Genomic DNA, 21,767 nt, shown 5'->3' with positions numbered 1-21,767 from the left:
GCGGAACGACCACGTGCGCCACGCGGCGACATCGTGGTGAAGGGCCGCAACGTCGAGGTGCCCGACCATTTTCGTATTTACGTCGCGGAAAAACTCTCCCGATTAGAACGCTTCGATCCATCGATCTTCCTCTTCGACGTGGAGCTGTTCCACGAGCGCAACCGGCGTCAGCGCAAGAATTGTCAGCGCGTCGAAATCACCGCGCGCGGAAAGGGTCCCGTCGTGCGGGCCGAGGCCTGCGCGGACAGCTTCTACGCCGCCTTCGAGTCGGTGACCGCGAAGCTGGAGAGCCGGCTGCGCCGCACCAAGGATCGGCGCCGGGTGCACTACGGCGACAAGACGCCGCTGTCGGTTGCCCAGGCCACCGCCGATCTGGTGGATGACTCCCTCTTCGAGCGGCTCACCGAGTCCGATGCCGCGCACACCCACCTCGAGCAAGGGCGCGAGCACGATTACGAGGCCGGTCCCGGCCACATCGTGCGCACGAAGGTGCACTCGGCGACGCCGATGTCCGTCGACGACGCCCTGTACCAGATGGAACTCGTCGGTCATGACTTCTTCTTGTTCCACGACAAGGAGAGCGACCGGCCCTCGGTGGTCTACCGCCGCCATGCCTTCGACTACGGCCTGATCCGCCTGGCCTGACGGCACGAACCATCCGTCCCACTTCTCCGGGCATTCGGCTCACCGGCCGGATGCCCGGAGAATCATGTGGAGACGCCTCTGGCACCCTGCGGCCAGTCGCGCGCCATCGCGAGCAACAGCCGCAGATCCGAGTCGATATCGCCCACCGGCGGCGCGGCGGGATGGTCCGACCGCCGCGTCCGCACCGCCGCGCCGCTCGATTTCGCGGCGATGGCGCGCTGGATCTGTGCCACGTAGTCGGCGTCGGCGGCGTCCTCGGGCAGATAGTGCCGCAGGTGCATCAGGGCGTCGCGGATCTCGACCGTCATGCGGATCAGCCGCGCGTCGGATTCGGCCGCGGGCAGGTCCGGCTCGAGCACGACCTCCGGTACCGCCGCGGTCAGATCGCGCCACAGCGGACGCAGGCGTCGGCAGTATCGCCCGGCGCGGTCCCAGCCCGTGTGGGCCCGCAGCCAGGCGACCAGCGGCACGGCCAGGAGCGCCGCGCCGAGCGCCGAGACGGCGAAAGTCGGTGCGGCCCAGCGCACCAGAGCCGGGTCGGCCGGCGCGCCGGGCCCTGCGAGCTGTATTGCGGAGATGACCAGGCCAGCGGACCCGACGACCAGTGTGGCCAGCAGGGTGACATAGACGGTCCGCTCCGCGGCGGTCGATTCGTCCGAGCGCAGCTCGCGCACCGCCGCGCGCCAGCACAGCCGACCGGCGGCCAGCAGCGGAAACCACAGGATCGCCCACACCACCAGCGCCTGCCAGTCCGGCGATTGCCCCACCAGCCCTCCCTCCTGGCGTGCCGCGGACCCCACGACCAGGATGATCGCCGCTCCGGCCAGCCCTGCGAGGTCGTAGACCCGCTGCCGGGCGAACGCGGACGCGGGTTCGGCGCCGGACCACAGCCGGGCCGCGCCGTACAGGCCGACCACCTCCATCAACAGCGTGCCCATCGAAAGCTGGTGCAGCAGACTGCCGATCTGCGGTGCGATGCCGCGTTCGAGCAGGATCAGCGTGGCGATGCCCCACAGCATGGCCCGGTTGAGGAGGCGATCGACGGTGGCGTGGTGCAGCACGAGACGACGCCCGAGCACGACCACCGCGACGAACACGATCAGCGGAATCGCGATCGGCGCCGGGACCGGCGAGGTCATTGCCGCCGGTCGCGGAAGAACGTGCGGTGCAGCAGCGAATCGCGGCTCGGCGGACGCATGGCGTGCAGCATCACCATGTCGGCGAAGGTCTCCGCGTCGCGTTCGCGCCGGGTGCCGTAGTCGGTGCGGCCGAGCACGTGGGCGATCGACTCGGGCGAGATCGAGGGCAGCAGATCGGCGACCGCGGCCACGGTCGGTGCGCTCGCGGGCGCCTCACCGGATTCGGACTGCTCCGGGCCGTGTCCGAGCAGCATGTGCCCGAGCTCGTGCACGATGATGTGCTCGGCGTGCCATTCGGTGGTGTCGGCGCCGTAGGCGATGACATCGCTGTCCTGCTTCGCGATCCACAGGCCGCTGCCCGTGCCGCACCCGGTCCCCGCGAGCAGCGCGGTATCGATCGGTAACAGGCTGATGCTGCGGCCCCGGTGCGCCGCGACATCATCGAGGTAGGTCTGCAAATCCCATGGGTGGGGTATCGGGAGGTCCCGGGTCAAGCTCCGGAACCGGGCCTGGATGGCCATGCGATCGGTCTCCTACAAAAGCTCAGTGGCCCATGTAGGAAAGCATGCTACCGACTCGGCGGCATCGACCCTGCCGTGCTCTGGATGATCTTGGCGAGCATGCCCCGATCGATGTTGGAACCGCGCAGCGCGATGCTGGCGACGTTGGCGTCGCGCATGGTGGCGAGCAACTCGAGTTCCCGGTCGATCGCGTCGGCGGCGGGGCCACGGGTGAGCAGATAGTCGGCGGCCACGCCGAAGCTGCGCGCCACCGCGGCGAGGATCTCGGGATCGACCGCGCCCGCGTGCTCGTCGTCGAACTCGCCGTCGCGCAGGCGCGTCAGGAGGCCGGGCGGCACCGGGCGACCGAGAAAATCGCCTGCCTGCTCGGCGACGGATTCGACGCTGCGTTCCGGTGCGTCGCGCGGATGCACGACGGCGAACAGCCGATTGATCTTGCGGCTCAGCGCGAGTGCCGCGCGGTCGGGCGCGTTATCGGTCATGGCTGCCTCGTCACTCACCGTTTCGAACCGTTGTCGTCGCCATGTTGGCCGCCAGCCACCGTGCGCGGAATCGGGCTTCGGTCGCCGCATCGATATCCTCCGATCGACCGGCCAGCCAGCGGCGGTACCGGCGTTCCTGTAGCTCGCCGGGGTCGCTGGCCTCCGCGGGGATCGCGAGCAGGTGCGCGAAGGCCATCTCCACCAGCGGATGCACTTGCCTGCCCGGTCCGCCGTTGCGTTCGAGCATGGCGGTCGCGTAGCGCGCGGACAGCTTGGAGACCACCCGGTTGAGTTCCGCGATCGCCGCGACCACCTGCGGGTCGGTGGTGCGGCCGTTCTCGACGGCGTCGGTGAGCCGGCCCGAAGCCGCGAGAAGACCGGTGAGATCGGAGATTTCGAAGCGGATCGCGTCCGGGCCCGCCACGACCGATTCGCCTGCGCCGCGCGGAGCGTTCGCGGGTTCGTCGGCGGCGGGAACGCCGCCCGCGTAGGCGCGGGCAGCGCTGCCCGGCAACCATCGCAGCGGGGCGTCGAGCTTGTTCAGCGTCTGCATGCTGATGGTCGCCTCGCCGTCTTCGATCTTCCGGATGGTCGGCGCCGAAGGTCCCCCGAGGTCGCCGATCTGTAGCTGGGTGAGGCCGAGCTCGTCCCGGCGTTCTCTGATGATTCGCCCGAATCTCTTCTGCCGCGACAGCTCCGAAGGGCTATGCATAGTGCGTTCATGGTAAGCCGCTAGGAGGTCTTAGGCAAATCAATAGAAAATATTTGGAAAATCGGTCGAAAGTTTGTTACGGTTCTTTGCGTCGGAAGGTCCCGGGGAGGGCCTGCGGCGGTTCCGGGACGGGCAGGGGCGTTCGCCGGGACGGGCGTCTCCGGTCTGTCGCTCAACGGCGCGCGGCGGACCGGTTCAGCGGCGGCGGAGGGGAGTGCCGCTACGTCGGGTTCACCGTCGGCGAAGGGGGTCGACGGTGAACTTACTTTAGAGTAAGTTTGGTGGACCGAGGCTTTCGAAAGGAAATCGCATGGCCACCAAAGCTGCTCGCCGTGCCGTGATCGTGTCCGGAGCGCGCACGCCGTTCCTGCGCGCGTTCACCGGATACACGCGGATGGATTCCATCGCGCTGGCCGACGCCGCGGTACGGGGACTGCTCGAGCGAACCGGCCTGCCCGGCGCGCAAGTGGAGGCGATCGTGTGGGGCGGTGTCATCCTGCCCGGCGCGGCGCCCAACATCGCCCGGGAGATCGCGCTGGACCTGCGGCTGGATCCGGGCTGCGAGGGCTACACGGTGACCAGGGCCTGCGCCTCCGGCTTGCAGGCGGTCACCTCGGCCGCGGCCGCGATCGAGCGGGGCGAGTACGACATCATGATCGCGGGCGGCAGCGATTCCACCTCGAACGCCGAGGTCAAGTTGCCGCAGAAGGTCGTGCACGCGGCGGCGCCGCTGGCGCTGGGCAAGCCGAAGCCGAAGGACTACCTGTCCGCGGTCGCGCGCCTCGCGCCGTTCACCGATCTGCTGCCGAGCCGGCCCAGAATCGCCGAGCGCACCACCGGTGAGGTGATGGGCGAATCGGCGGAGAAGATGGCTCGCATCCACGGCGTGAGCCGCACGGACCAGGACGAGTTCGCCGCCCGCTCGCACCATCGCGCGGCGGCCGCCATCGAGTCCGGCCGGTTCGACGACGAAGTGCTGCGGGTCCGCACTCCCGAAGACGTGGAGATCCTGCGCGACGGCTTGGTGCGCGGCGATACCAGCATCGCGAAGCTGGCCGCTCTGAAGCCGGTTTTCGCCGCGGACGGCAGCGTGACCGCGGGCAACGCCAGCCCGCTCACCGACGGGGCCGCCGCGGTGCTGTTGATGAGCGAGGAGAAGGCGCACGCCCTCGGGTATCGACCGCTGGCTGCGTTCCGGTCGTGGAGCTACGTGAGCGTCGATCCGGCCGATCAGGTGCTGATCGGTCCGGCCATCTCGATGCCTCGGGCGCTGGAGAAGGCCGGGATGTCGCTGGGCGACGCCGATCTCGTCGATATCCACGAGGCCTTCGCCGCCCAGACCTTGGCGGTGCTGACCGCGCTGGCCAGCGACGAGTGGGCCAAGACCCGGCTGGATCGCGACACCGCCGTCGGTGCGGTGGACATCGACAAGCTGAACGTGCACGGCGGCTCGGTCTCGCTCGGCCACCCGTTCGGGGCCACCGGGGCGCGCATGGTGACCACCATGGCCAACGAGTTGGCCCGCACGGGGAAGAACACGGCACTGCTGGGGATTTGCGCCGCCGGCGGCATCGGCGCGTCGGCGGTGCTCGAACGCGTCTGACGCGAGGGAGTGGCCGCACCTGCCGGCCATAGTCCCGGGCCGGGCGGCGGTGGCCTCGACTACCGTCGCCCCGGCGTCCTCACTTGCCCGTGGCGCCCCGCCGCTTGCGTCCCTCGTCCGCGAGGATCCGCAGACAGGTCTGGTGCTTGGTCTCGCCGGGGACGCTTTCCCGACGCAGGCGCAACGTCGCCTGTGCCAGATCGATGCCCAGCTCGCTCGACAGCCGAACAGCATCGACATTGGCCATGTGCAAAAACCTCCTGGAACCGACGAACTTCCGTGAAGAACACTGCGTCAGAGGCAGTTTCGCCCTTGTCGTACCCAGTGGGCATCCGATTGAACCATGAACGATCCACACATTTGCGTAACGATGCGCGATCGGGACGGGGAGATCAGCCGCGATAGGTTTCGCGGTGCACCGCCTCGGTGAGCGGTCTGCCCGCGCGCCAGCCGAAGCGCTCGAGATCGGGGACGCGCTGGAATTCGTGCACCGGCCCGACGCACAGCCAGGCGACCGTGCGGACGCCCTCCGGAAGGCCGATCAGGTCGGACAGGAAGCCGGGATCGTAGAACGACACCCACCCGACGCCGACGCCTTCGGCGGTGGCTGCCAGCCAGAGATTCTGGATGGCGAGAACCGCGGAGTAGATACCGGTTTCGGGCACCGTGGCCCGCCCGAGCACCTGCGGTCCGCCGCGCTCGTGGTCGTAGCAGACCACCACTCCGGTACCGCTCTCCAGAATGCCCTCGATCTTGATCGGCTCGAAGGTGGCGGCACGCTCGGGCGGCAGCGCGTCCCGGAACTCGATGCGCTTGCGCGCCACGTGGTCGGCGAACGTGCGCAGCGTCGCCGGATCGCGGACCACCACGAAATCCCATGGCTGCGAATTGCCCACGCTGGGCGCACGGTGCGCGGCGTCCAGCAGCCGCCACAGCGTCACCTCGTCCACGACCTCGCCGGTGAACTCCGCGCGCACGTCGCGGCGCCGCCGGATGGCCTCGTAGACGCTCAGAACCTCAGGATGCACCGTCCGAGTCAATCAAATCCGGCGAACTCACCGCACACGGCCCGGCTGAGCGGCCCGTGACTCCCGTCGGCTCGGATTCCGAGACCGAGCCGACGTCCCCGCGCGAGTGGAATCAGCGCGCCGCGGGCGCCCCGCGCCGGGCGAGCCGCCGCCGACCCTGAGCGAGTGCGGTACGCAGACCACGGCGCCGGCCGGTCACCGGATCGATGGTGGCCGCGGCGCTGCCCCCGAACTTGCGTTCCGAGGCGGTCTCCGGCGCGTCGTCGGTGGTGGCCCGCAGGTACTTGTTCGGCAGCGACAGCTTGAGGATGGTGCGCCACGCCTTGAAGTACTGCACCGGCAGCGAGCCGGTGGTGTAGGGCAGGTCGTACTTGTCGGCCAGCTCGCGCACCCGCACGGCGATGTCGGCGTACCGGTTGCTCGGCAGGTCGGGGAACAGGTGGTGCTCGATCTGGTGGCTCAGGTTGCCGGTCATGAAGTGCATGACCGGGCCGCCGGAGATGTTGGCGCTGCCGAGCATCTGGCGCAGGTACCACTGGCCGTGTGTCTCACCGTCGATGTCGGCCTTGGTGAACTTCTCCGCCCCGTCGGGGAAGTGCCCGCAGAAGATGACCGCGTTGGACCAGACGTTGCGGATCGCGTTGGCCGCCAGGTTGGCCGTCAGTGTGGAGAAGAACGCCGGGCCGGTGAGGGCGGGGAAGATGACGTAATCCTTGAGGATCTGTTTGCCCATCTTGGTAAGCGCCTCGCTGCGCTTGCGCTCGAACTCGGCCCGCTCGGGGGAGCCCGGCTTGTACCGGCCCGCCACCAGCTTGCCCAGCTCCATGTGCTGGATGGCGACGCCGTACTCGAAGAACAGCTGCAACACCAGGTTGTAGATCGGGTTGCCCAGGTTGAACGGCTTCCAGCGCTGGTCGCGCGTCACCCGCAGCAGGCCGTAGCCGATGTCGTCGTCCATGCCGAGCACGTTGGTGTACTTGTGGTGCAGGTAATTGTGGGTGTGCTTCCAGTGCTTGGCGGCACCGGTGTTGTCCCATTCCCACGAGCTGGAGTGGATCTCCGGATCGTTCATCCAGTCCCACTGCCCGTGCATGACGTTGTGCCCGATCTCCATGTTCTCGATGATCTTGGCGGTGCCGAGCAGGGCGACGCCGGCCAGCCAGGCGGCGCGCACCGGGCTGGCGAACAGCACCGCCCGGCCGCCGATCTCGAGGGCTCGCTGCAACCTGATGACATTGCGGATGTACTTCGCGTCGCGCTCGCCGCGCGAGGCTTCGATTTCCCGCCGGATCGCGTCGAATTCCGCGCCGAGTGCTTCCACGTCGGCCTCGGTGAGGTGCGCATATTCCTTGACATCCGAGATCGCCATACGGGTTACTTTACCGTAAGTTACGAAAGCGTAGGTTGCGAGGTGTGCCGCGTGGGTGTGTCGATCACCCTATTGCGATCCCAGTTATCGGCTGGTAGGTTAGCGCGCCCTTCGGAGAAAGCGAAACCGCCTGTCCCGCATAGCTTTTTCGCGCAGCGCCGCTTGTTCGTGCCGGGCTCGCTCCTGGAACGCGACCTTGGCTTCCCGCAGAACCTGACCTTCGTGCTCGGCCTTCTCCTTCAGCGCCGCCTTGGCCTCGCGCAGCATCTCCTTCTCCTGTCGCGCCTTCTCCTTCAGCACGATCTTCGCCTCGTGCAACGCCGAACGCAGGCCGCGGCGCTTGCCGGTCTCCGGATCGATGCGCAGCCAGTGCGTGGACTCCGTGCCGAGCGACGGCAGCGTGATACCGGCGAACTTGCGTTCCGACGAGGTCTCGGGCGCGTTGTCGGCGGTCGCCTTGAGGAACCGGTCCGGCAGCGCCAGCTTGTGGATCGTGCGGAAGGCGAGCAGGTACTGCTTGCCCAGCGACCCGGTGGTGTAGGGCAGGTCGTACTTGTCGCACAGCTCGCGCACCCGCACCGCGATCTCCGGGTATCGGTTGCTCGGCAGATCGGGGAACAGGTGGTGCTCGATCTGGTAGCAGAGGTTGCCGCTCATGAACGCCATGGCGGGCCCGGCCTTGAAGTTCGCGCTGCCGAGCATCTGGCGCAGGTACCACTCGCCGCTGGTCTCGTTCTCCAGCTGCTCGATGGTGAACTTCTCCGCGCCGTCGGGGAAGTGGCCGCAGAAGATCACCGCGTACGCCCAGAGATTGCGGACCAGGTTCGCCGTCGCGTTCGCTTTCAGCGTCTGCTTGAACGCCCGTCCGGTGAGCGCTGGATAGAACAGGAAGTCCTTGGCCACCTGACGGGAGATCTTGCGTCCGAACTCCAGGTTCGGCTCCGACATCAGGCGGCGCGGTGCGCCCGACAGCTCTTTCTCGATGTCCCAGTCGTGCAGCGCGATGCCCCACTCGAAGGTCGCGGCCAGCAGCAGGTTCGCCAGCGGCTGCACCAGGTGGATCGGCCGCCACGGCTCGTCGCGGGTCATCCGCAGGATGCCGAAGCCGAGATCCTCGTCCTTGCCCAGCACATTGGTATAGGTGTGGTGGGAGTAGTTGTGCGCGCGGCGCCACTGCGCGGAGGGGCCGGTCATGTCCCACTCCCACGAGGTGGAGTGGATCTCCGGGTCGTTCATCCAGTCCCATTGCCCGTGGCTGACGTTGTGCCCGAGCTCCATGTTCTCGATGATCTTGGCGACCGACAGCAGCGCGGTGCCGGTCAGCCAGGCCCAGCGGTTTCGGCTGCCGAACAGCACGGCGCGAGCCGCGACTTCGAGACCGCGCTGCGCCGCGATCGCGCGCCGGATGTACTTCGCGTCACGCTCGCCACGGGACAACTCCACCGAACGCCGGATGGAATCCAGTTCCTGTCCCAGTGTCTCGATATCGGCCGCTGTCAGGTGGGCGAATGTTTTGATGTCGGTGATGGCCACCGGCGTCCTTTCCCTACTCGATACACCTCGAGGGTACCCGGAGGACTACACGTCCAGGGTGCAGTCGCCCGCCGCTACCGAGATACAGGTCTGCACCTTGTCGCCTTCCCGGCGCTCCTCACCGTTGCGCAGGTCGCGCGTGTGGCCGGAACTCAAGGTGACCACGCAGGTCTGGCAGATGCCCATCCGGCAGCCGAACGGCATCTGCACGCCGGCGGACTCACCGGCCTCGAGCAGGCTGGTCGCGCCGTCGGCCTCGACGGTGCGGCCGGTCTTGCCGAAGGTGACCGTGCCGCCCGCGCCGACCGACGAGCGCTCGATTTCGAAGCGCTCGACGTGCAGCCGGTCCGACAGGCCCGCCTCGCGCCAGTGATCCTCGATCTCGTCGAGCATCCCGACCGGGCCGCACGCCCAGGTGTGGCGTTCGCGCCAATCGGGGAACTCGGAGTCGAGGTCGGCGAGTGCGAACTTGCCCTTCTCGGCGGTGAGATGCAGACGGGTGTCGAAGCTCGGGTTGCGCTCGTGCAGCGCGCGCAGTTCCGCACCGAACATCACGTCGTCGGCGGTCCGGGCCGAGTGCATGTGCGCCACGTCGGTGAACAGCTCGCGCCGGTCCATCGCACGCAGCATGGACATCACCGGGGTGATGCCGCTGCCCGCGGTGAGGAACAGCACCTTCTCCGGCGGCGGGTACGGCAACACGAATCCGCCCTGCGGGGCGGCGAGCCGGACGACGGTGCCGACCGGCACGCCGCTGACCAGATGGCTGGACAGGAAGCCCTCCGGCATCGCCTTCACGGCGATGGAGATCAACCGCTTACCGGCGTGACCCGGCACCGACCAATCCGGCGGACAGGTCAGCGAATACGAACGCCAGTGCCAGCGTCCGTCGACCAGAAGGCCGATGCCGATGTATTGGCCGGGCAGATATTTGAAGTCGAAGCCCCATCCGGGCTGAATCACCAGCGTCGCGGAGTCGGCGGTTTCCTTGCGCACCTCCACGATGCGCCCGCGCAGTTCGCGCGCCGACCACAGCGGGTTGGCCAGGTGCAGGTAGTCGTCGGGCAGCAACGGCGTGGTCACCCGCGCCACGGCGCCGCGCAGCACGTTCAGTTTGCCGCCACGCTCGGCGACGCTCGCGGCGGGCGCCTCCAGCCACGCGCGGACGCTTCGCACGGAGAAGCTCCCAATTTTCGAACCCATCGCTGCCGTTGATCTCCCTGTCGTCCGGATGCGCAGGCCGCCGTCTCGCCGATCGGATGCCTCGCCAGCAAGGTTACGGCATCGTAGGTTATCGCGGTGGGTGAGCCCGCGCACGCGGGCGCGATCAGAGCAGTTCGAGCAGGAACGGCAGCTCCTGAGCGGCGTACCAGGCCAATTGATGGTCCTCGGCGTCCCCGAGGACGAACTCCGCGTCGGTGTCGCCGAGATCGGCCGCGTCCACCACGTCGACGGCCTTGGCCACCTGCGGTTCGGCGTCGGCCAGATCGACGTGCACCGAGGCGATCTGCTGGTAGCCGATCGGACCGGCCAGCCGGACCACCGCGTCGTCGAGGTCGGGCCTCAGTTTCGCGCCGGTCACGTCGGCGGCGATCACCGCGCGCCGGTAGACGGGACTGCCGCCCGCGACCGGCGCGGCCTCGTCGTCGGACTCCTCCGACGACCCGATCGCCTCGCGTTCGGCGGCGAGCAGCCGCAGCGAGGCGCGGGCGGCCTCGTTCATGGCGACTTCGCCGAGCTCCTCGTCGTCGCCGGAGGCGTAGGCCTCGCGCAGCGCGGGCGTCACCGCGAACGCGGTCCCGCCGACGGCGGACAGTTCCCGGTTGTCGACCAGCTCGCGCAGCATCGGCACCGTAGCCGGGATGTAGACCCTCAGCTTGTTCTGATCAGACGCAGGCACCGAGCATCTCCTCCATGGAATCGCGCACCGCCGTGGCGAGCACGCCGATGTCGGCCATCGCGTCGCGGTCGGCGTTGAGACCGTAGAACACCCGTCCGTCGTAGGACGTGATCCCGATGCTCGATGCCTGATTGCGCAGCAGTGGCGACACCGGGTACATCTCCAGCATCCGCGCGCCGCCGATGTACATCGGCGCCTGCGGACCCGGCGCGTTGGTGATCACCAGATTGAACGTGTGTTCTGCGAACGTACTCGCCGCGCGCACGCTCATCGCATGCAGGCTGGCCGGAGCGAAACCGGCCAAGTGCACCAGGGTGCGCGCGCGGACGCCGCGCCGCTGGCGTCCGTTCAGTTCGGTCGCGTGCGCGATGTGCGACAGCCGCATCACCGGATTCGGTTCGCCGACCGGCAGGTCGATCAGGAACGACGACACCTCGCTCGCCGTCTGCGCCTGGTCGCCGTCGGCTCCCTCGACGTACACCGACATCGGCACCACCGCCCGCAGCGCGGTCGACTCGGTGAGCGCTTCCCCGCGCGAGAGCAGCCAGTTGCGCAGCGCTCCGGTGACCACGGCGAGGATCGCGTCGTTGATCGAGCAACCGAAACGCCCGCGGATGGTGCGGTAGTCCGCCAGGTCGGTGCGCACCACGTCGAAGCGCCGGTTGCGCGAGGTACGGGCGTTCAGCGGGCTGGCGGGCGCGCCGGTCGCCGCCGTGCGCACCGCGGCGACCACCGACTCGACCGCCTTGCCCGCCGTCCCCAGCACCGCGAACGCACCCGCGCTCGCGTCGCGGGCCACTTCCAGCGCCTTACGCGGCTGCGCGGCGAGATCGGCCAGCGCGCCCACCAGCAGCTCGACCTCGCCCGGTTCGCGCGGCGCGATCCAATCGTCACCGGCCAGTTCGCGGGGCGCGGGCCCCGCGTCGAGGATCACGTGACCGATCTCCAGCGCGGTGTCCCCGTCCACCAGGGCGGAATGCGACTTGGTGAAGATCGCGCAGCGGCCGTCGGACAGCCGTTCGATCAGGTACATCTCCCAGAGCGGCCGGGCCGGATCCAAGGGGTGGGAGGTGAGCCGGGCGACCAGGTCGTGCAGTTGCTCGTCGGTGCCGGGACCGGGGAGCGCCGAGCGCCGGATGTGGTAGGTGATGTCGAACCGGCTGTCCTCGACCCAGACCGGCCGCCCGAGCGACAGCGGGATCTCGCGCACCTTGCGCCGGTACCTCGGCACCAGCGCGAGCCTGCTCTCGACCAGGTCGACCAGCCGGTCGTAGTCCAGAACCGCCCGGTCCGCGCCGTCGCCGGGTTCGGTGTTCCGCAGGATCGCGAGAGAGCCGATATGGATCGGATTGCTACTCGACTCGAGCCGGTAGAAGGCCGTGTCCTGCGGCGTCAGTCTCGTGATCACGCTGCCCGGTACTCCTTTTCCCGATGCCGTCCCCCGCTTCATTGTGCTGCCGCAGCGACCGTTACCCCGGCCGTTGCGGCATTTCCGATGAATCACGTACACCCTATTCCCGCACCCCTGGATTCGGTGGCACGCCGCCCACTCGCCCTGGGGCCTCGATCTGATCACAGTCCGCACCGGGTCGCACCGTCGAAACTGCCTACCGGTTGTCGCACTTGTGACGATGAAGTCGCGAACGACGCCGTTCGCCTGCTCCACCGTGTCGCGCACACCGAGATCGCACGAGAACCACATCACCCGCCCACATCGGCCCAACCACCGGTTTCGAGCGAAGCTAGACCGAGCATGCGCCGTTCGCGGCCCGGCTCGCGTCCGAGTGGCCGCCGCGTCCGCGACGAAGTCGCCAGCGGCGGTCGCTCGGACGCGAGCCATGAGGGGGCCGCGAACACGCAGCGCCGCAGGCGCTGCAAATTAGATAGAGCATTACCATGAAGCATGCAGCGGATTCCGCGCAACCGCGTGGGCCCGCACCGGCCCGGGGGCCGACGACACGATTTGACACACCGACCAGAGGACTGACGAGACCCGTGCCTGCGCTGACACTGACGAGGTTGCTACGGATTGGTGAGGGTCGCATGGTCAAGCGGCTCGCGCATTTCGCCGACCAGGTCCTCGCCCTCGAACCGGATTACGAAGACCTCAGCGACGCGGAGCTACGGGCCAAAACGGACGAGTTCCGCGAGCGCTACGCCGAGATGGCCGAGGAAGGCGAGACCGATCCGCTCGGCCAGTTGATGGCCGAGGCGTTCGCGGTCGCGCGTGAGGCGTCGTGGCGGGTGCTCAACCAGAAGCACTACAAGGTGCAGATCATGGGCGGCGCCGCGCTGCACACGGGCAATATCGCCGAGATGAAGACCGGTGAGGGCAAGACCCTCACCTCGGTGCTGCCCGCCTATCTCAACGCGATCAGCGGTGATGGTGTGCATGTTGTCACCACCAACGACTACCTGGCCAAGCGCGACTCCGAGTGGATGGGCCGTGTGCACCGCTTCCTCGGCCTCGAGGTGGGCGTGATCCTGTCCGGCATGAGCCCGGCGCAGCGGCGGGTGGCCTACGGCGCCGACATCACCTACGGCACGAACAACGAGTTCGGCTTCGACTACCTGCGCGACAACATGACGCACTCGCTGGACGATCTGGTGCAGCGCGGGCACAACTTCGCCATCGTCGACGAGGTCGACTCCATCCTCATCGACGAGGCACGTACCCCGCTGATCATCTCCGGCCCGGCCGACGCCTCCTCGAAGTGGTACGCCGAGTTCGCGCGCATCGCGCCGCTGCTGAAGAAGGATCTGCACTACGAGGTCGACATCAAGAAGCGCACGATCGGCGTGCACGAGGCGGGCGTCGAGTTCGTCGAGGACCAGCTCGGCATCGACAACCTCTACGAGGCCGCCAACTCGCCGCTGGTGAGCTACCTGAACAACGCCATCAAGGCCAAGGAGCTCTACACCCGCGACAAGGACTACATCGTCCGCGACGGCGAGGTGATCATCGTCGACGAGTTCACCGGCCGCATCCTGGTCGGGCGCCGCTACAACGAGGGCATGCACCAGGCGATCGAGGCCAAGGAAGGGGTGGAGATCCAGCCGGAGAACCAGACCCTGGCCACGATCACGCTGCAGAACTACTTCCGCCTCTACGACAAGCTCTCCGGCATGACCGGTACGGCCGAGACCGAGGCCGCCGAGCTGCACCAGATCTACAACCTCGGCGTGGTCCCCATCCCGACCAACAAGCCGATGGTCCGCGCCGACCAGTCCGACCTGATCTACAAGACGGAGGAGGCCAAGTTCTCCGCCGTGGTCGACGACGTCACCGAGCGGCACGAGAACGGCCAGCCGGTGCTGATCGGCACCACCAGCGTCGAGCGCTCGGAGTACCTGTCCAAGCAGTTCACCAAGCGCGGCATCCCGCACAACGTGCTGAACGCGAAGTTCCACGAGAAGGAAGCCGAGATCATCGCCGAGGCAGGCAGGCCGGGCGCGGTGACCGTCGCGACGAACATGGCAGGCCGTGGTACCGACATCGTGCTCGGCGGCAACCCGGACATCATCGCCGACATCCTGCTGCGCAAGCAGGGCTTCGACCCGGTCGAGACGCCGGAGGAGTACGAGCGCGCCTGGCTGCCCACCCTCGACCAGGTGAAGGCCCAGACCGCCGAGGACGCCGACGCGGTGCGCGACGCGGGCGGCCTCTACGTGCTCGGCACCGAGCGGCACGAGTCGCGCCGCATCGACAACCAGCTGCGCGGCCGTTCCGGTCGTCAGGGCGACCCGGGCGAGTCCCGCTTCTACCTGTCGCTGGGTGACGAGCTGATGCGCCGGTTCAACGGCGCCGCGCTGGAAGCGATCATGACGCGGCTGAACCTGCCCGACGACGTGCCGATCGAGGCGAAGATGGTGTCCAAGGCCATCAAGAGCGCGCAGACGCAGGTCGAGCAGCAGAACTTCGAGATCCGCAAGAACGTCCTCAAGTACGACGAGGTGATGAACCAGCAGCGCACCATCATCTACGGCGAGCGCAACCGGATCCTGCGCGGCGAGGACATGGAGGGCCAGGTCCAGAGCATGATCACCGACGTGATCACCGCCTATGTGGACGGCGCCACCGCCGATGGTTACGTCGAGGACTGGGATCTGGACAAGCTGTGGACGGCGTTGAAGACGCTGTACCCGGTGGGCCTGGACTACCGGGACCTGACCGGGGAGACCGAGGTCGGCGAGGCGGGCGAGCTGACCCGCGAGGAACTGCTCGAAGCGCTGCTGGACGACGCGCACGACGCGTACGAGCGCCGCGAGGCCGAGATCGACGGACTGGCAGGCGAGGGCAGCATGCGCAATCTGGAACGGCAGGTGCTGCTGTCGGTGCTCGACCGCAAGTGGCGCGAGCACCTCTACGAGATGGATTACCTCAAGGAGGGCATCGGGCTGCGCGCGATGGCGCAGCGCGACCCGCTGGTGGAGTACCAGCGCGAGGGCTTCGACATGTTCACCGCGATGCTCGACGGTCTCAAGGAGGAGTCGGTCGGCTTCCTGTTCAACCTGCAGGTCGAGGTGCAGCAGCCGCAGCCGGAAGGCGTCGCCGTCGGACCGGGCCTGCGTTCGCCGGTCGGAGCCCCGCCCGCCCCGCAGGCATTGCCCACCGAGGAGGCTCGGGTCGCCAACGGACACGCCGCGCCCGCGGCCCTGCGCGCCAGGGGTATCGATGAGACCGGCCAGCGCGGTTTCAGCTACTCCGGCCCCGACGAGGGCGGCCGGGCCGCGGTGCACAGCGACGCCGAGGAATACGGCGCGGACGGTTCCCCGCAGCCCACCCGGCGCGAGCGCCGCGAGGCGGCTCGCGCGGACGCGAAGGGCCGTCGCGGCCCGAAGTCCCGCCGCCGCCACTGAACCGCTGAAAACGAAGGCGCCCGAGGTCTCCTCGGGCGCCTTCGTCGTGTCGTGGAATTCGCACGGCTCCGGCAGCACCGACCTGGCGCGCCAGCACGGACGCCAGCCGGTGCAGCACGACACGCGAGCGGTGAGCCGAACGCGCCGGAACAGCCGGGCGGACCGGCGTATCTTCCTGGCGTGGACCGCGCAGCTGTCGAAGCATGGATCGCCGGATACGAGCGAGCCTGGCGGTCGGCGGGCACCGAACAACTCGCCGACCTGTTCGCCGCGGACGCCGGATACCTCGTCTCGCCGTGGGCGCGGCCGCTGACCGGTCTCGATGCGCTCGCCGACTTCTGGGAAGGCGGCCGAGACGGGCCCGACGAGCAGTTCGCCCTGCGATCGAGCATCGTCGCCGTGGACGGGGACACCGCGGTGGTCCGGGTGGAGGTGGAATACGCGCGGGACACCCCGGCGCGGTGGCGAGACCTGTGGATCCTGCGCTTCGACCAGGGTGGCCGCTGTGTGTGGTTCGAAGAGTGGCCGTTCGCGCCCGGACAGCCGGACGGGCACTGACCCGCTTACCAGGGATCGTTGGAGGTCAGGGCGACGAGCAGGAGGCGGATGGCGGCCACCCGGCGTTCCTTGCCGGGAAGCTCGTCCAGCGCGCATTCGGGGTCGGCGGGCGGGCCGAGATGGGTGCAGCCGCGCGGGCAGTCCTCGATGGCTCCGGCGAGATCGGTGAAGGCGGCGATCACGTCGTCGGGAGTGATGTGGGCCAGGCCGAACGATCGCACCCCGGGTGTGTCGATGACCCAGCCGCCATCCGGCAACGGGAGCGCGACCGACTGGGTGGAGGTGTGCTTGCCCTTGCCCACCCCCGACACCACGCCCACGGCCCGCTCCGCATCCGGCACAAGACGATTGACCAGTGTCGACTTGCCGACGCCGGAGTGGCCGATCAGCGCGGTGAGGTGGTCGGTGAGCAGCTCCAGGACCGGCTCGAGTGGATCATCTATGCCGCCGTAGACGATGGTGAGATCGAGATCGTCGAAGGCGGCGGCGAATTCGGAGTCGGCGGCCAGATCGTGCTTGGTCAGGCACAGAACCGGTTGCAGCCCACCGGCGTACGCGGCGACCATCGCCCGTTCCACGAAGCCGGTGCGCGGAGGCGGGTCGGCGAGCGCGACCACGATGAACAGCCGCTCCGCGTTGCCGACCACGAGTCGCTCGTACGGATCGGTGTCGTCGGCGGTGCGGCGCAACACCGTTCGCCGATCGGCGACCCGGACGATACGGGCGAGGCTGTCCGGTCGCCCGGACAGATCGCCGACCACGTCCACCTGGTCGCCGACCACGATCGGGGTGCGACCCAGCTCCCTGGCCCGCATCGCGACGATGCGGCGCTCCGGATCACCACCGAGTACACACCCCCAGCGCCCCCGGTCGACCGAGACCACCATGGCCGGCTCGGCGTCGTTGTGCTGCGGCCGGGTCTTGGTGCGGGGACGGGAACTCCGCCCCGGCCGAACCCGGACATCGGATTCGTCGTAGCTGGCCGCGGAGCGCCGTCCCCCGCTCAGTGCGCCGCTCCTTCGTCGGATAGCGCGGGCTCGAGCATGCGCTCCCAGAGGGCGACGAAGTTCGGCAGAGTCTTGGCCGTGGTGCCGATGTCCTCGATCTCGATGCCGGGCACTCGGAGGCCGAGAATGGCTCCCGCCGTGGCCATCCGGTGATCGGCGTAGGAATGCCACGTGCCGCCGTGCAGGTCGGCGGGCACGATCTCCAGCCCGTCCTCGGTCTCGGTCACCTTGCCGCCGAGGCGGTTGATCTCGGTGGAAAGCGCTGCCAGGCGGTCGGTTTCGTGCCCGCGCAGATGCGAGATCCCGCGCAGCACCGACGGGGAATCGGCCAGCGCCGCCAGCGCGGCGACGGTGGGCGTCAGCTCGCCCACATCGTGCAGGTCGATGTCGATGCCCGCCAGCCGGTCCGGGCCGTGCACGGTGAGCACGCCGTCGAAGATCCGCGCTTCGGCGCCCATCCGCACCAGGATCTCGCGGATCACGTCACCCGGCTGGGTGGTCAGCCGCGGCCAGTGCGGGATGCTGACCGTGCCACCCGTGACCGCGGCCGCGGCCAGGAACGGGGTGGCGTTGGACAGGTCCGGCTCGACCTCCCAGTCCACCGCGCGGATCGGTCCCGGTTCCACGGTCCAGGTCTGCGCCTTGAAGCTGTCCGCGGGCGCCTGCACCCGCACGTCGGCGCGGCGCAGCATCTCCACCGTCATCTCGATATGCGGCATCGACGGCAGCGGCTTGCCGTCGTGGTGCACCACCAGGCCTTCGTCGAAGCGCGCGGCCGACAGCAGCAGGCCGGAGACGAACTGCGACGACCCGGACGCGTCGATCGTCACGGTGCCGCCGCGCAGCGCGCCCTTGCCGTGCACCGTGAACGGCAGCGTGTCGCCGTCGACGTCGGCGCCGAGCGCGCGCAGCGCGTCCAGGATGGTGCGCAACGGACGGATCCTGGCCTGTTCGTCACCGTCGAACGCGACATCGCCCGACGCCAGCGCCGCGACCGGCGGCAGGAAGCGCATCACCGTGCCCGCGAGCCCGCAGTCGACCGTCCCGCCCCCCAGCGGCGCCGGGGTCACGGTCACCGTGTCGCCCGCACCCTCGATGCTCGCGCCGAGCGCGCGCAGCGCGGTGATCATCAGGTCGGTGTCACGGCTGCGCAGCGCGCCGGTGATCGTGGACGGGCCCTCGGCCAGGGCGGCCAGAATGAGCGCCCGGTTGGTGATCGATTTCGATCCGGGCAGGGTCACGGTCGCGTGTACGGGGACCTCGACATGGGGCGCTGGCCAGAAGTTCACTCGTCCATCATCACACGGTGTTGTTTTTCCAGCGCCTGCGGCGCTGGGTGTTCGCGGCCCCCTTATGGCTCGCGTTTGCGCGACCGCCGCTTGCTCCTTCGTCGCGTACGCGACGGCCGCGCAAACGCGAGCCGGGCTGTGTTGGTCTTTCCAGCGCCTGCGGCGCTGGGTGTTCGCGGCCCCTTTGCGGCTCGCGTTTGCGCGACCGCCGCTTGCTCCTTCGTCGCGTACGCGACGGCCGCGCAAACGCGAGCCGGGCCGCGAACGGCGGATGCTCGGTCTCGCTTCGCTCGAAACCGGGAGTGGGGGTGCGCTGGGCACGTTGGCATCGGAGCTTGCCAGCCTGGTGCACGGGTTGTATGGCCGATTGTGGGCACGGCTCGACTGCCGCTCCTTCGGTGCGTACGCGGCGGCCGCGCAAACGCGAGCCGGGTCGCGAACGGCGGATTGCTCGGTCTCGCTTCGCTCGAAACCGGGAGTTCCGGGGCGCTGGGGCACCACCTATGGCACGGGGCCGGGTAGTCGACGACGTCGAGTACCCGGCCCCGGCCGTTCGGATTCTTACTTGTGCCGCCCGTGCAGGAACGGAACGAGCTTGCGCAGCAGCTTCATCGTGGAGTCGGTGCGGCTGTAGCTCAGCAGCGCCATTCCGGGAACGGTGAAGCGCTGCACCGCGATCGAGTGCGGGCGTGTGAACTCGCGCAGACCCGGCTCGCCGTGGATGCGGCCGATGCCGGAATCGCCGACGCCGCCGAAGGGCAGGCCGGGGATGGCGGCGAAGGCGAGCACGGAGTTCACCGAGGTGGCGCCGACGCGCAGCCTGCGCGCGATGTCCAGGCCGTTCTTCTTCGAGTAGACCGCCGAGGACAGGCCGTACTTGGAATTGTTGGCCAGTTCGACCGCCTCGTCCACGCCGTCGACGGTGCGGATGGTGATGGTCGGGCCGAAGGTCTCCTCGGCCACCGCCTCGGAGTTCTCGTCCACGTCGACCAGCACGACCGGTTCGATGAACGGCGCCTTGACCGACTCGGGCCCGCCGAGCACCGCGGTGCCGCCGTTCTTCAACGCGTCCTCGATGTGGCGGCGCACGATGTCGATCTGGCTCGGCATGGTCATCGGGCCGTAGGCGGCCTTTTCGTCCGAGCCGGGCTTGATGTCGGTGAGGATGCGCTTGACCTCGGCGACGAACTCCTCGCGCACCGAGCGGTCGACGTAGACCCGCTCGACGCCCGCGCAGGTCTGGCCGCTGTTGGCGGTGGCGCCCCAGGCGACCGCGTCCGCCGCGGCCTTGATGTCGGCGTCGGCGGCGACGATCACCGCGTCCTTGCCGCCGCACTCCAGCAGTACCGGGGTGAGCCGTTCCGCGGCGGCGGCCATGATCCGCTTGCCGGTGGCGGTGGAGCCGGTGAACGCGATCTTGTCGACCTCCGAGCGGACCAGCGCCGCGCCCGTCTCGCCGTAACCGTTGATCGTGATGAAGACGCCCTCGGGCAGCTCGGGGTTGGCCGCGGCGAACGCGTGGGCGAGGAAGTTGCCGATGCCGGTGGAGTATTCGCTCGGCTTGAACACGACGGTGTTACCCGCGGCCAGCGCGTAGGCGATGGAACCGTTCGGCGTGTAGACCGGGTAGTTCCACGGGCCGATCACGCCGACCACACCGAGCGGGCGCTGCTCGAGCCGGGCACTGAAGTTCGACATCAGCGCGCCGGGGGAGACCTTCTTGGGTCCGAGTACCTTCTTGGCGTTCTTGGCCGCCCAGGCGATGTGCTCGAGCGCGAGCATCAGTTCCAGGAAGGCGTCGTCGAGCGGTTTGCCGTTCTCGGCGTGGATCAACTCGCAGAATTTCTCCGAGTCCTGCACCAGCTTGCTCGACCAGCGCAGCAGATGCGTGCGCCGTTCGTCGAAACTCAGCGCGCCCCAGGTGGCGGCCGCTGCGCGAGCCTTGGCGACCGCGGCGGCCACCGCGGCGTCGTCGGCGATGACGTGCGTGCCGATCACCTCGCCTGTCGCCGGATTGACCGACGTCAGTGCCGTGTCGTGATCGGCCGGTTTGGTGTCGGTGGATGTCACAGTGGTTCTCCTCTTGCCGTCTCCGGTGGACGGTCGATGCGCGTGTCCGAGTGGACGGGCAGCCCGTCCTTCCGATGAGAGAATGCTATGCCACAACTCTCAACAGGTCACCAGCTATGCGTCAATTGTCCCCGACTCTGTCGGTGGCGAGTGGGACTATCGGGATATGTGCGGACGATATGCGACCACGACCAACCCCGGCAGGCTCGCGGTCGAGTTGGATGCGATCGACGAGACCGACTCCGCGGACCAGAGCTCTTTCACCAACTACAACGTCGCTCCGACCACCCAGGTCCTCACCGTGGTAGAGCGGCACGATCACGGCGGCGAGCACGACGACCCGAAGCGGCGGATCCGGCGGATGCGCTGGGGATTGATCCCGGTGTGGACCAAGGCCGCCGAGCCCGGTGTCCCGGTGAAGGGCAAGCCGCTGTTCAACGCCCGCGCGGACAAGGCCGCCACCACGCCCTCGTTCCGCGACGCCGTGAAGTACCGGCGTTGCCTGGTACCGATGGACGGCTGGTACGAGTGGGTCGTGGAGCCGAACGGCGAGAAGGGCGCGAAGGGGAAAGTCGCCAAGCATCCGTACTACATGGCCCACGCGGACGGTTCCCGCCTCTACATGGCCGGTCTGTGGTCGGTTTGGCGCGACCGGTCCCAGCCGGAGAGTCAGCCCCTGCTGTCGTGCACCATCCTCACCACCGACGCGGTCGGCGACCTGACCCGCATCCACGATCGGATGCCGCTGCCCATGCCGCGGCAGCACTGGGACGCGTGGCTGGATCCTGACCACCCGGCGCCCGCGAGCCTGCTCGAGACGCCGTCGGAGGAAGCGGTCGCCGATATCGTGGCCCGTCCGGTGCCCGCGCTGGTCAACAGCGTGCGCAACAACGGACCGGAACTGCTTGCCCGTGTGGAGGATCAGAAGGACGCCGAGCAGATCAGCCTGTTGTGAACGAGTCCTCGGCCCGCGTCGGTCCGGCCGCCGCATACTTACGCAGGCCGACTGGGTAGCCGGAACTACTGGTCCAGCGGTATCTCGCGGGCCGAG

The 21,767-nt window shown here is 68.6% G+C and carries 19 protein-coding genes; 5 read left to right on the top strand and 14 right to left on the bottom strand.

The genetic code is table 11. The features are described from left to right. The first annotated feature begins 30 nt into the window (after nucleotides 1-30). Nucleotides 31-645, top strand: a complete 615-nt coding sequence (gene hpf / locus NG1_RS22410; protein WP_245660001.1) for a ribosome hibernation-promoting factor, HPF/YfiA family — start codon at nucleotides 31-33, stop codon at nucleotides 643-645. Nucleotides 646-707: 62 nt separating this feature from the next. Here hpf and NG1_RS22405 read toward each other — a convergent pair whose 3' ends face one another. Genes NG1_RS22405 through NG1_RS22390 form a run of 4 tightly spaced genes read right to left on the bottom strand, consistent with a single transcriptional unit; the run spans nucleotide 708 to nucleotide 3,499 of the window. After that, on the bottom strand, nucleotides 708-1,784 hold the full coding sequence (locus tag NG1_RS22405) for an MAB_1171c family putative transporter (RefSeq protein ID WP_062973802.1): 1,077 nt from the start codon (nucleotides 1,782-1,784) through the stop codon (nucleotides 708-710). Further along, entirely contained in the window at nucleotides 1,781-2,305 is a 525-nt protein-coding gene (locus NG1_RS22400) for a hypothetical protein (protein WP_062973800.1), read from the bottom strand. The genes NG1_RS22405 and NG1_RS22400 overlap by 4 nt, the downstream gene beginning before the upstream one ends. 47 nt (nucleotides 2,306-2,352) lie before the next feature. After that, a complete protein-coding gene (locus tag NG1_RS22395) occupies nucleotides 2,353-2,787 on the bottom strand; it encodes a hypothetical protein (RefSeq protein ID WP_062973798.1) in 435 nt (144 codons plus the stop codon). A gap of 10 nt (nucleotides 2,788-2,797) precedes the next feature. After that, nucleotides 2,798-3,499 carry a helix-turn-helix domain-containing protein gene (locus NG1_RS22390; protein ID WP_062973796.1) on the bottom strand — a complete coding sequence of 234 codons (702 nt, stop codon included), beginning with the start codon at nucleotides 3,497-3,499 and terminating at the stop codon, nucleotides 2,798-2,800. A 310-nt stretch (nucleotides 3,500-3,809) separates the two neighbouring features. Between NG1_RS22390 and NG1_RS22385 the strand changes: the two genes are divergently transcribed. Next, complete coding sequence (locus NG1_RS22385; protein ID WP_062973794.1) at nucleotides 3,810-5,102, top strand: acetyl-CoA C-acyltransferase; 1,293 nt, start codon at nucleotides 3,810-3,812, stop codon at nucleotides 5,100-5,102. A 79-nt stretch (nucleotides 5,103-5,181) separates the two neighbouring features. Here NG1_RS22385 and NG1_RS36875 read toward each other — a convergent pair whose 3' ends face one another. The 7 genes from NG1_RS36875 to NG1_RS22355 all read right to left on the bottom strand — a co-directional run bounded on the left by NG1_RS36875 (nucleotide 5,182) and on the right by NG1_RS22355 (nucleotide 12,340). Continuing rightward, nucleotides 5,182-5,349, bottom strand: a complete 168-nt coding sequence (locus NG1_RS36875) for a hypothetical protein (protein ID WP_157114176.1) — start codon at nucleotides 5,347-5,349, stop codon at nucleotides 5,182-5,184. Nucleotides 5,350-5,494: 145 nt separating this feature from the next. Beyond that, a complete protein-coding gene (gene bluB / locus NG1_RS22380; RefSeq protein ID WP_062973901.1) occupies nucleotides 5,495-6,115 on the bottom strand; it encodes a 5,6-dimethylbenzimidazole synthase in 621 nt (206 codons plus the stop codon). A gap of 127 nt (nucleotides 6,116-6,242) precedes the next feature. Beyond that, nucleotides 6,243-7,499, bottom strand: a complete 1,257-nt coding sequence (locus NG1_RS22375; protein WP_062973792.1) for a fatty acid desaturase family protein — start codon at nucleotides 7,497-7,499, stop codon at nucleotides 6,243-6,245. A gap of 99 nt (nucleotides 7,500-7,598) precedes the next feature. Next, nucleotides 7,599-9,032, bottom strand: coding sequence for a fatty acid desaturase (locus NG1_RS22370; protein WP_062973790.1), 1,434 nt, complete (start codon nucleotides 9,030-9,032; stop codon nucleotides 7,599-7,601). A gap of 45 nt (nucleotides 9,033-9,077) precedes the next feature. Then, complete coding sequence (locus NG1_RS22365; protein ID WP_051175474.1) at nucleotides 9,078-10,235, bottom strand: ferredoxin reductase; 1,158 nt, start codon at nucleotides 10,233-10,235, stop codon at nucleotides 9,078-9,080. Between the two features lie 124 nt (nucleotides 10,236-10,359). Beyond that, the gene (locus NG1_RS22360; RefSeq protein ID WP_062973899.1) at nucleotides 10,360-10,908 is read right to left on the bottom strand and encodes a DUF6912 family protein; all 549 of its coding nucleotides are present in this window, start codon (nucleotides 10,906-10,908) and stop codon (nucleotides 10,360-10,362) included. Nucleotides 10,909-10,918: 10 nt separating this feature from the next. Next, nucleotides 10,919-12,340, bottom strand: a complete 1,422-nt coding sequence (locus NG1_RS22355; protein ID WP_157114175.1) for a WS/DGAT/MGAT family O-acyltransferase — start codon at nucleotides 12,338-12,340, stop codon at nucleotides 10,919-10,921. Nucleotides 12,341-12,927: 587 nt separating this feature from the next. Between NG1_RS22355 and secA the strand changes: the two genes are divergently transcribed. Next, nucleotides 12,928-15,792: a preprotein translocase subunit SecA gene (secA, locus tag NG1_RS22350; RefSeq protein WP_062973786.1), complete on the top strand. Its 2,865-nt coding sequence runs from the start codon at nucleotides 12,928-12,930 to the stop codon at nucleotides 15,790-15,792. A gap of 180 nt (nucleotides 15,793-15,972) precedes the next feature. Beyond that, on the top strand, nucleotides 15,973-16,350 hold the full coding sequence (locus NG1_RS22345) for a YybH family protein (protein WP_062973784.1): 378 nt from the start codon (nucleotides 15,973-15,975) through the stop codon (nucleotides 16,348-16,350). Between the two features lie 5 nt (nucleotides 16,351-16,355). Here NG1_RS22345 and rsgA read toward each other — a convergent pair whose 3' ends face one another. The 3 genes from rsgA to NG1_RS22330 all read right to left on the bottom strand — a co-directional run bounded on the left by rsgA (nucleotide 16,356) and on the right by NG1_RS22330 (nucleotide 20,716). Continuing rightward, entirely contained in the window at nucleotides 16,356-17,237 is an 882-nt protein-coding gene (rsgA, locus tag NG1_RS22340) for a ribosome small subunit-dependent GTPase A (protein WP_062973782.1), read from the bottom strand. 116 nt (nucleotides 17,238-17,353) lie between these two features. Beyond that, nucleotides 17,354-18,646, bottom strand: coding sequence for a 3-phosphoshikimate 1-carboxyvinyltransferase (aroA, locus tag NG1_RS22335; protein WP_062973781.1), 1,293 nt, complete (start codon nucleotides 18,644-18,646; stop codon nucleotides 17,354-17,356). 561 nt (nucleotides 18,647-19,207) lie between these two features. Further along, nucleotides 19,208-20,716, bottom strand: a complete 1,509-nt coding sequence (locus tag NG1_RS22330; protein WP_062973779.1) for an aldehyde dehydrogenase family protein — start codon at nucleotides 20,714-20,716, stop codon at nucleotides 19,208-19,210. Nucleotides 20,717-20,882: 166 nt separating this feature from the next. Here NG1_RS22330 and NG1_RS22325 point away from each other — a divergent pair, with 166 nt between their 5' ends. Continuing rightward, the gene (locus NG1_RS22325; protein ID WP_062973777.1) at nucleotides 20,883-21,671 is read left to right on the top strand and encodes an SOS response-associated peptidase; all 789 of its coding nucleotides are present in this window, start codon (nucleotides 20,883-20,885) and stop codon (nucleotides 21,669-21,671) included. The last annotated feature ends 96 nt before the right edge of the window (nucleotides 21,672-21,767 follow it).

It is taken from the genome of Nocardia gamkensis NBRC 108242 (assembly GCF_001612985.1).
In the GTDB taxonomy this organism is placed as follows: domain Bacteria; phylum Actinomycetota; class Actinomycetes; order Mycobacteriales; family Mycobacteriaceae; genus Nocardia; species Nocardia gamkensis.
This window is presented reverse-complemented; position numbering and strand designations above follow the sequence as displayed.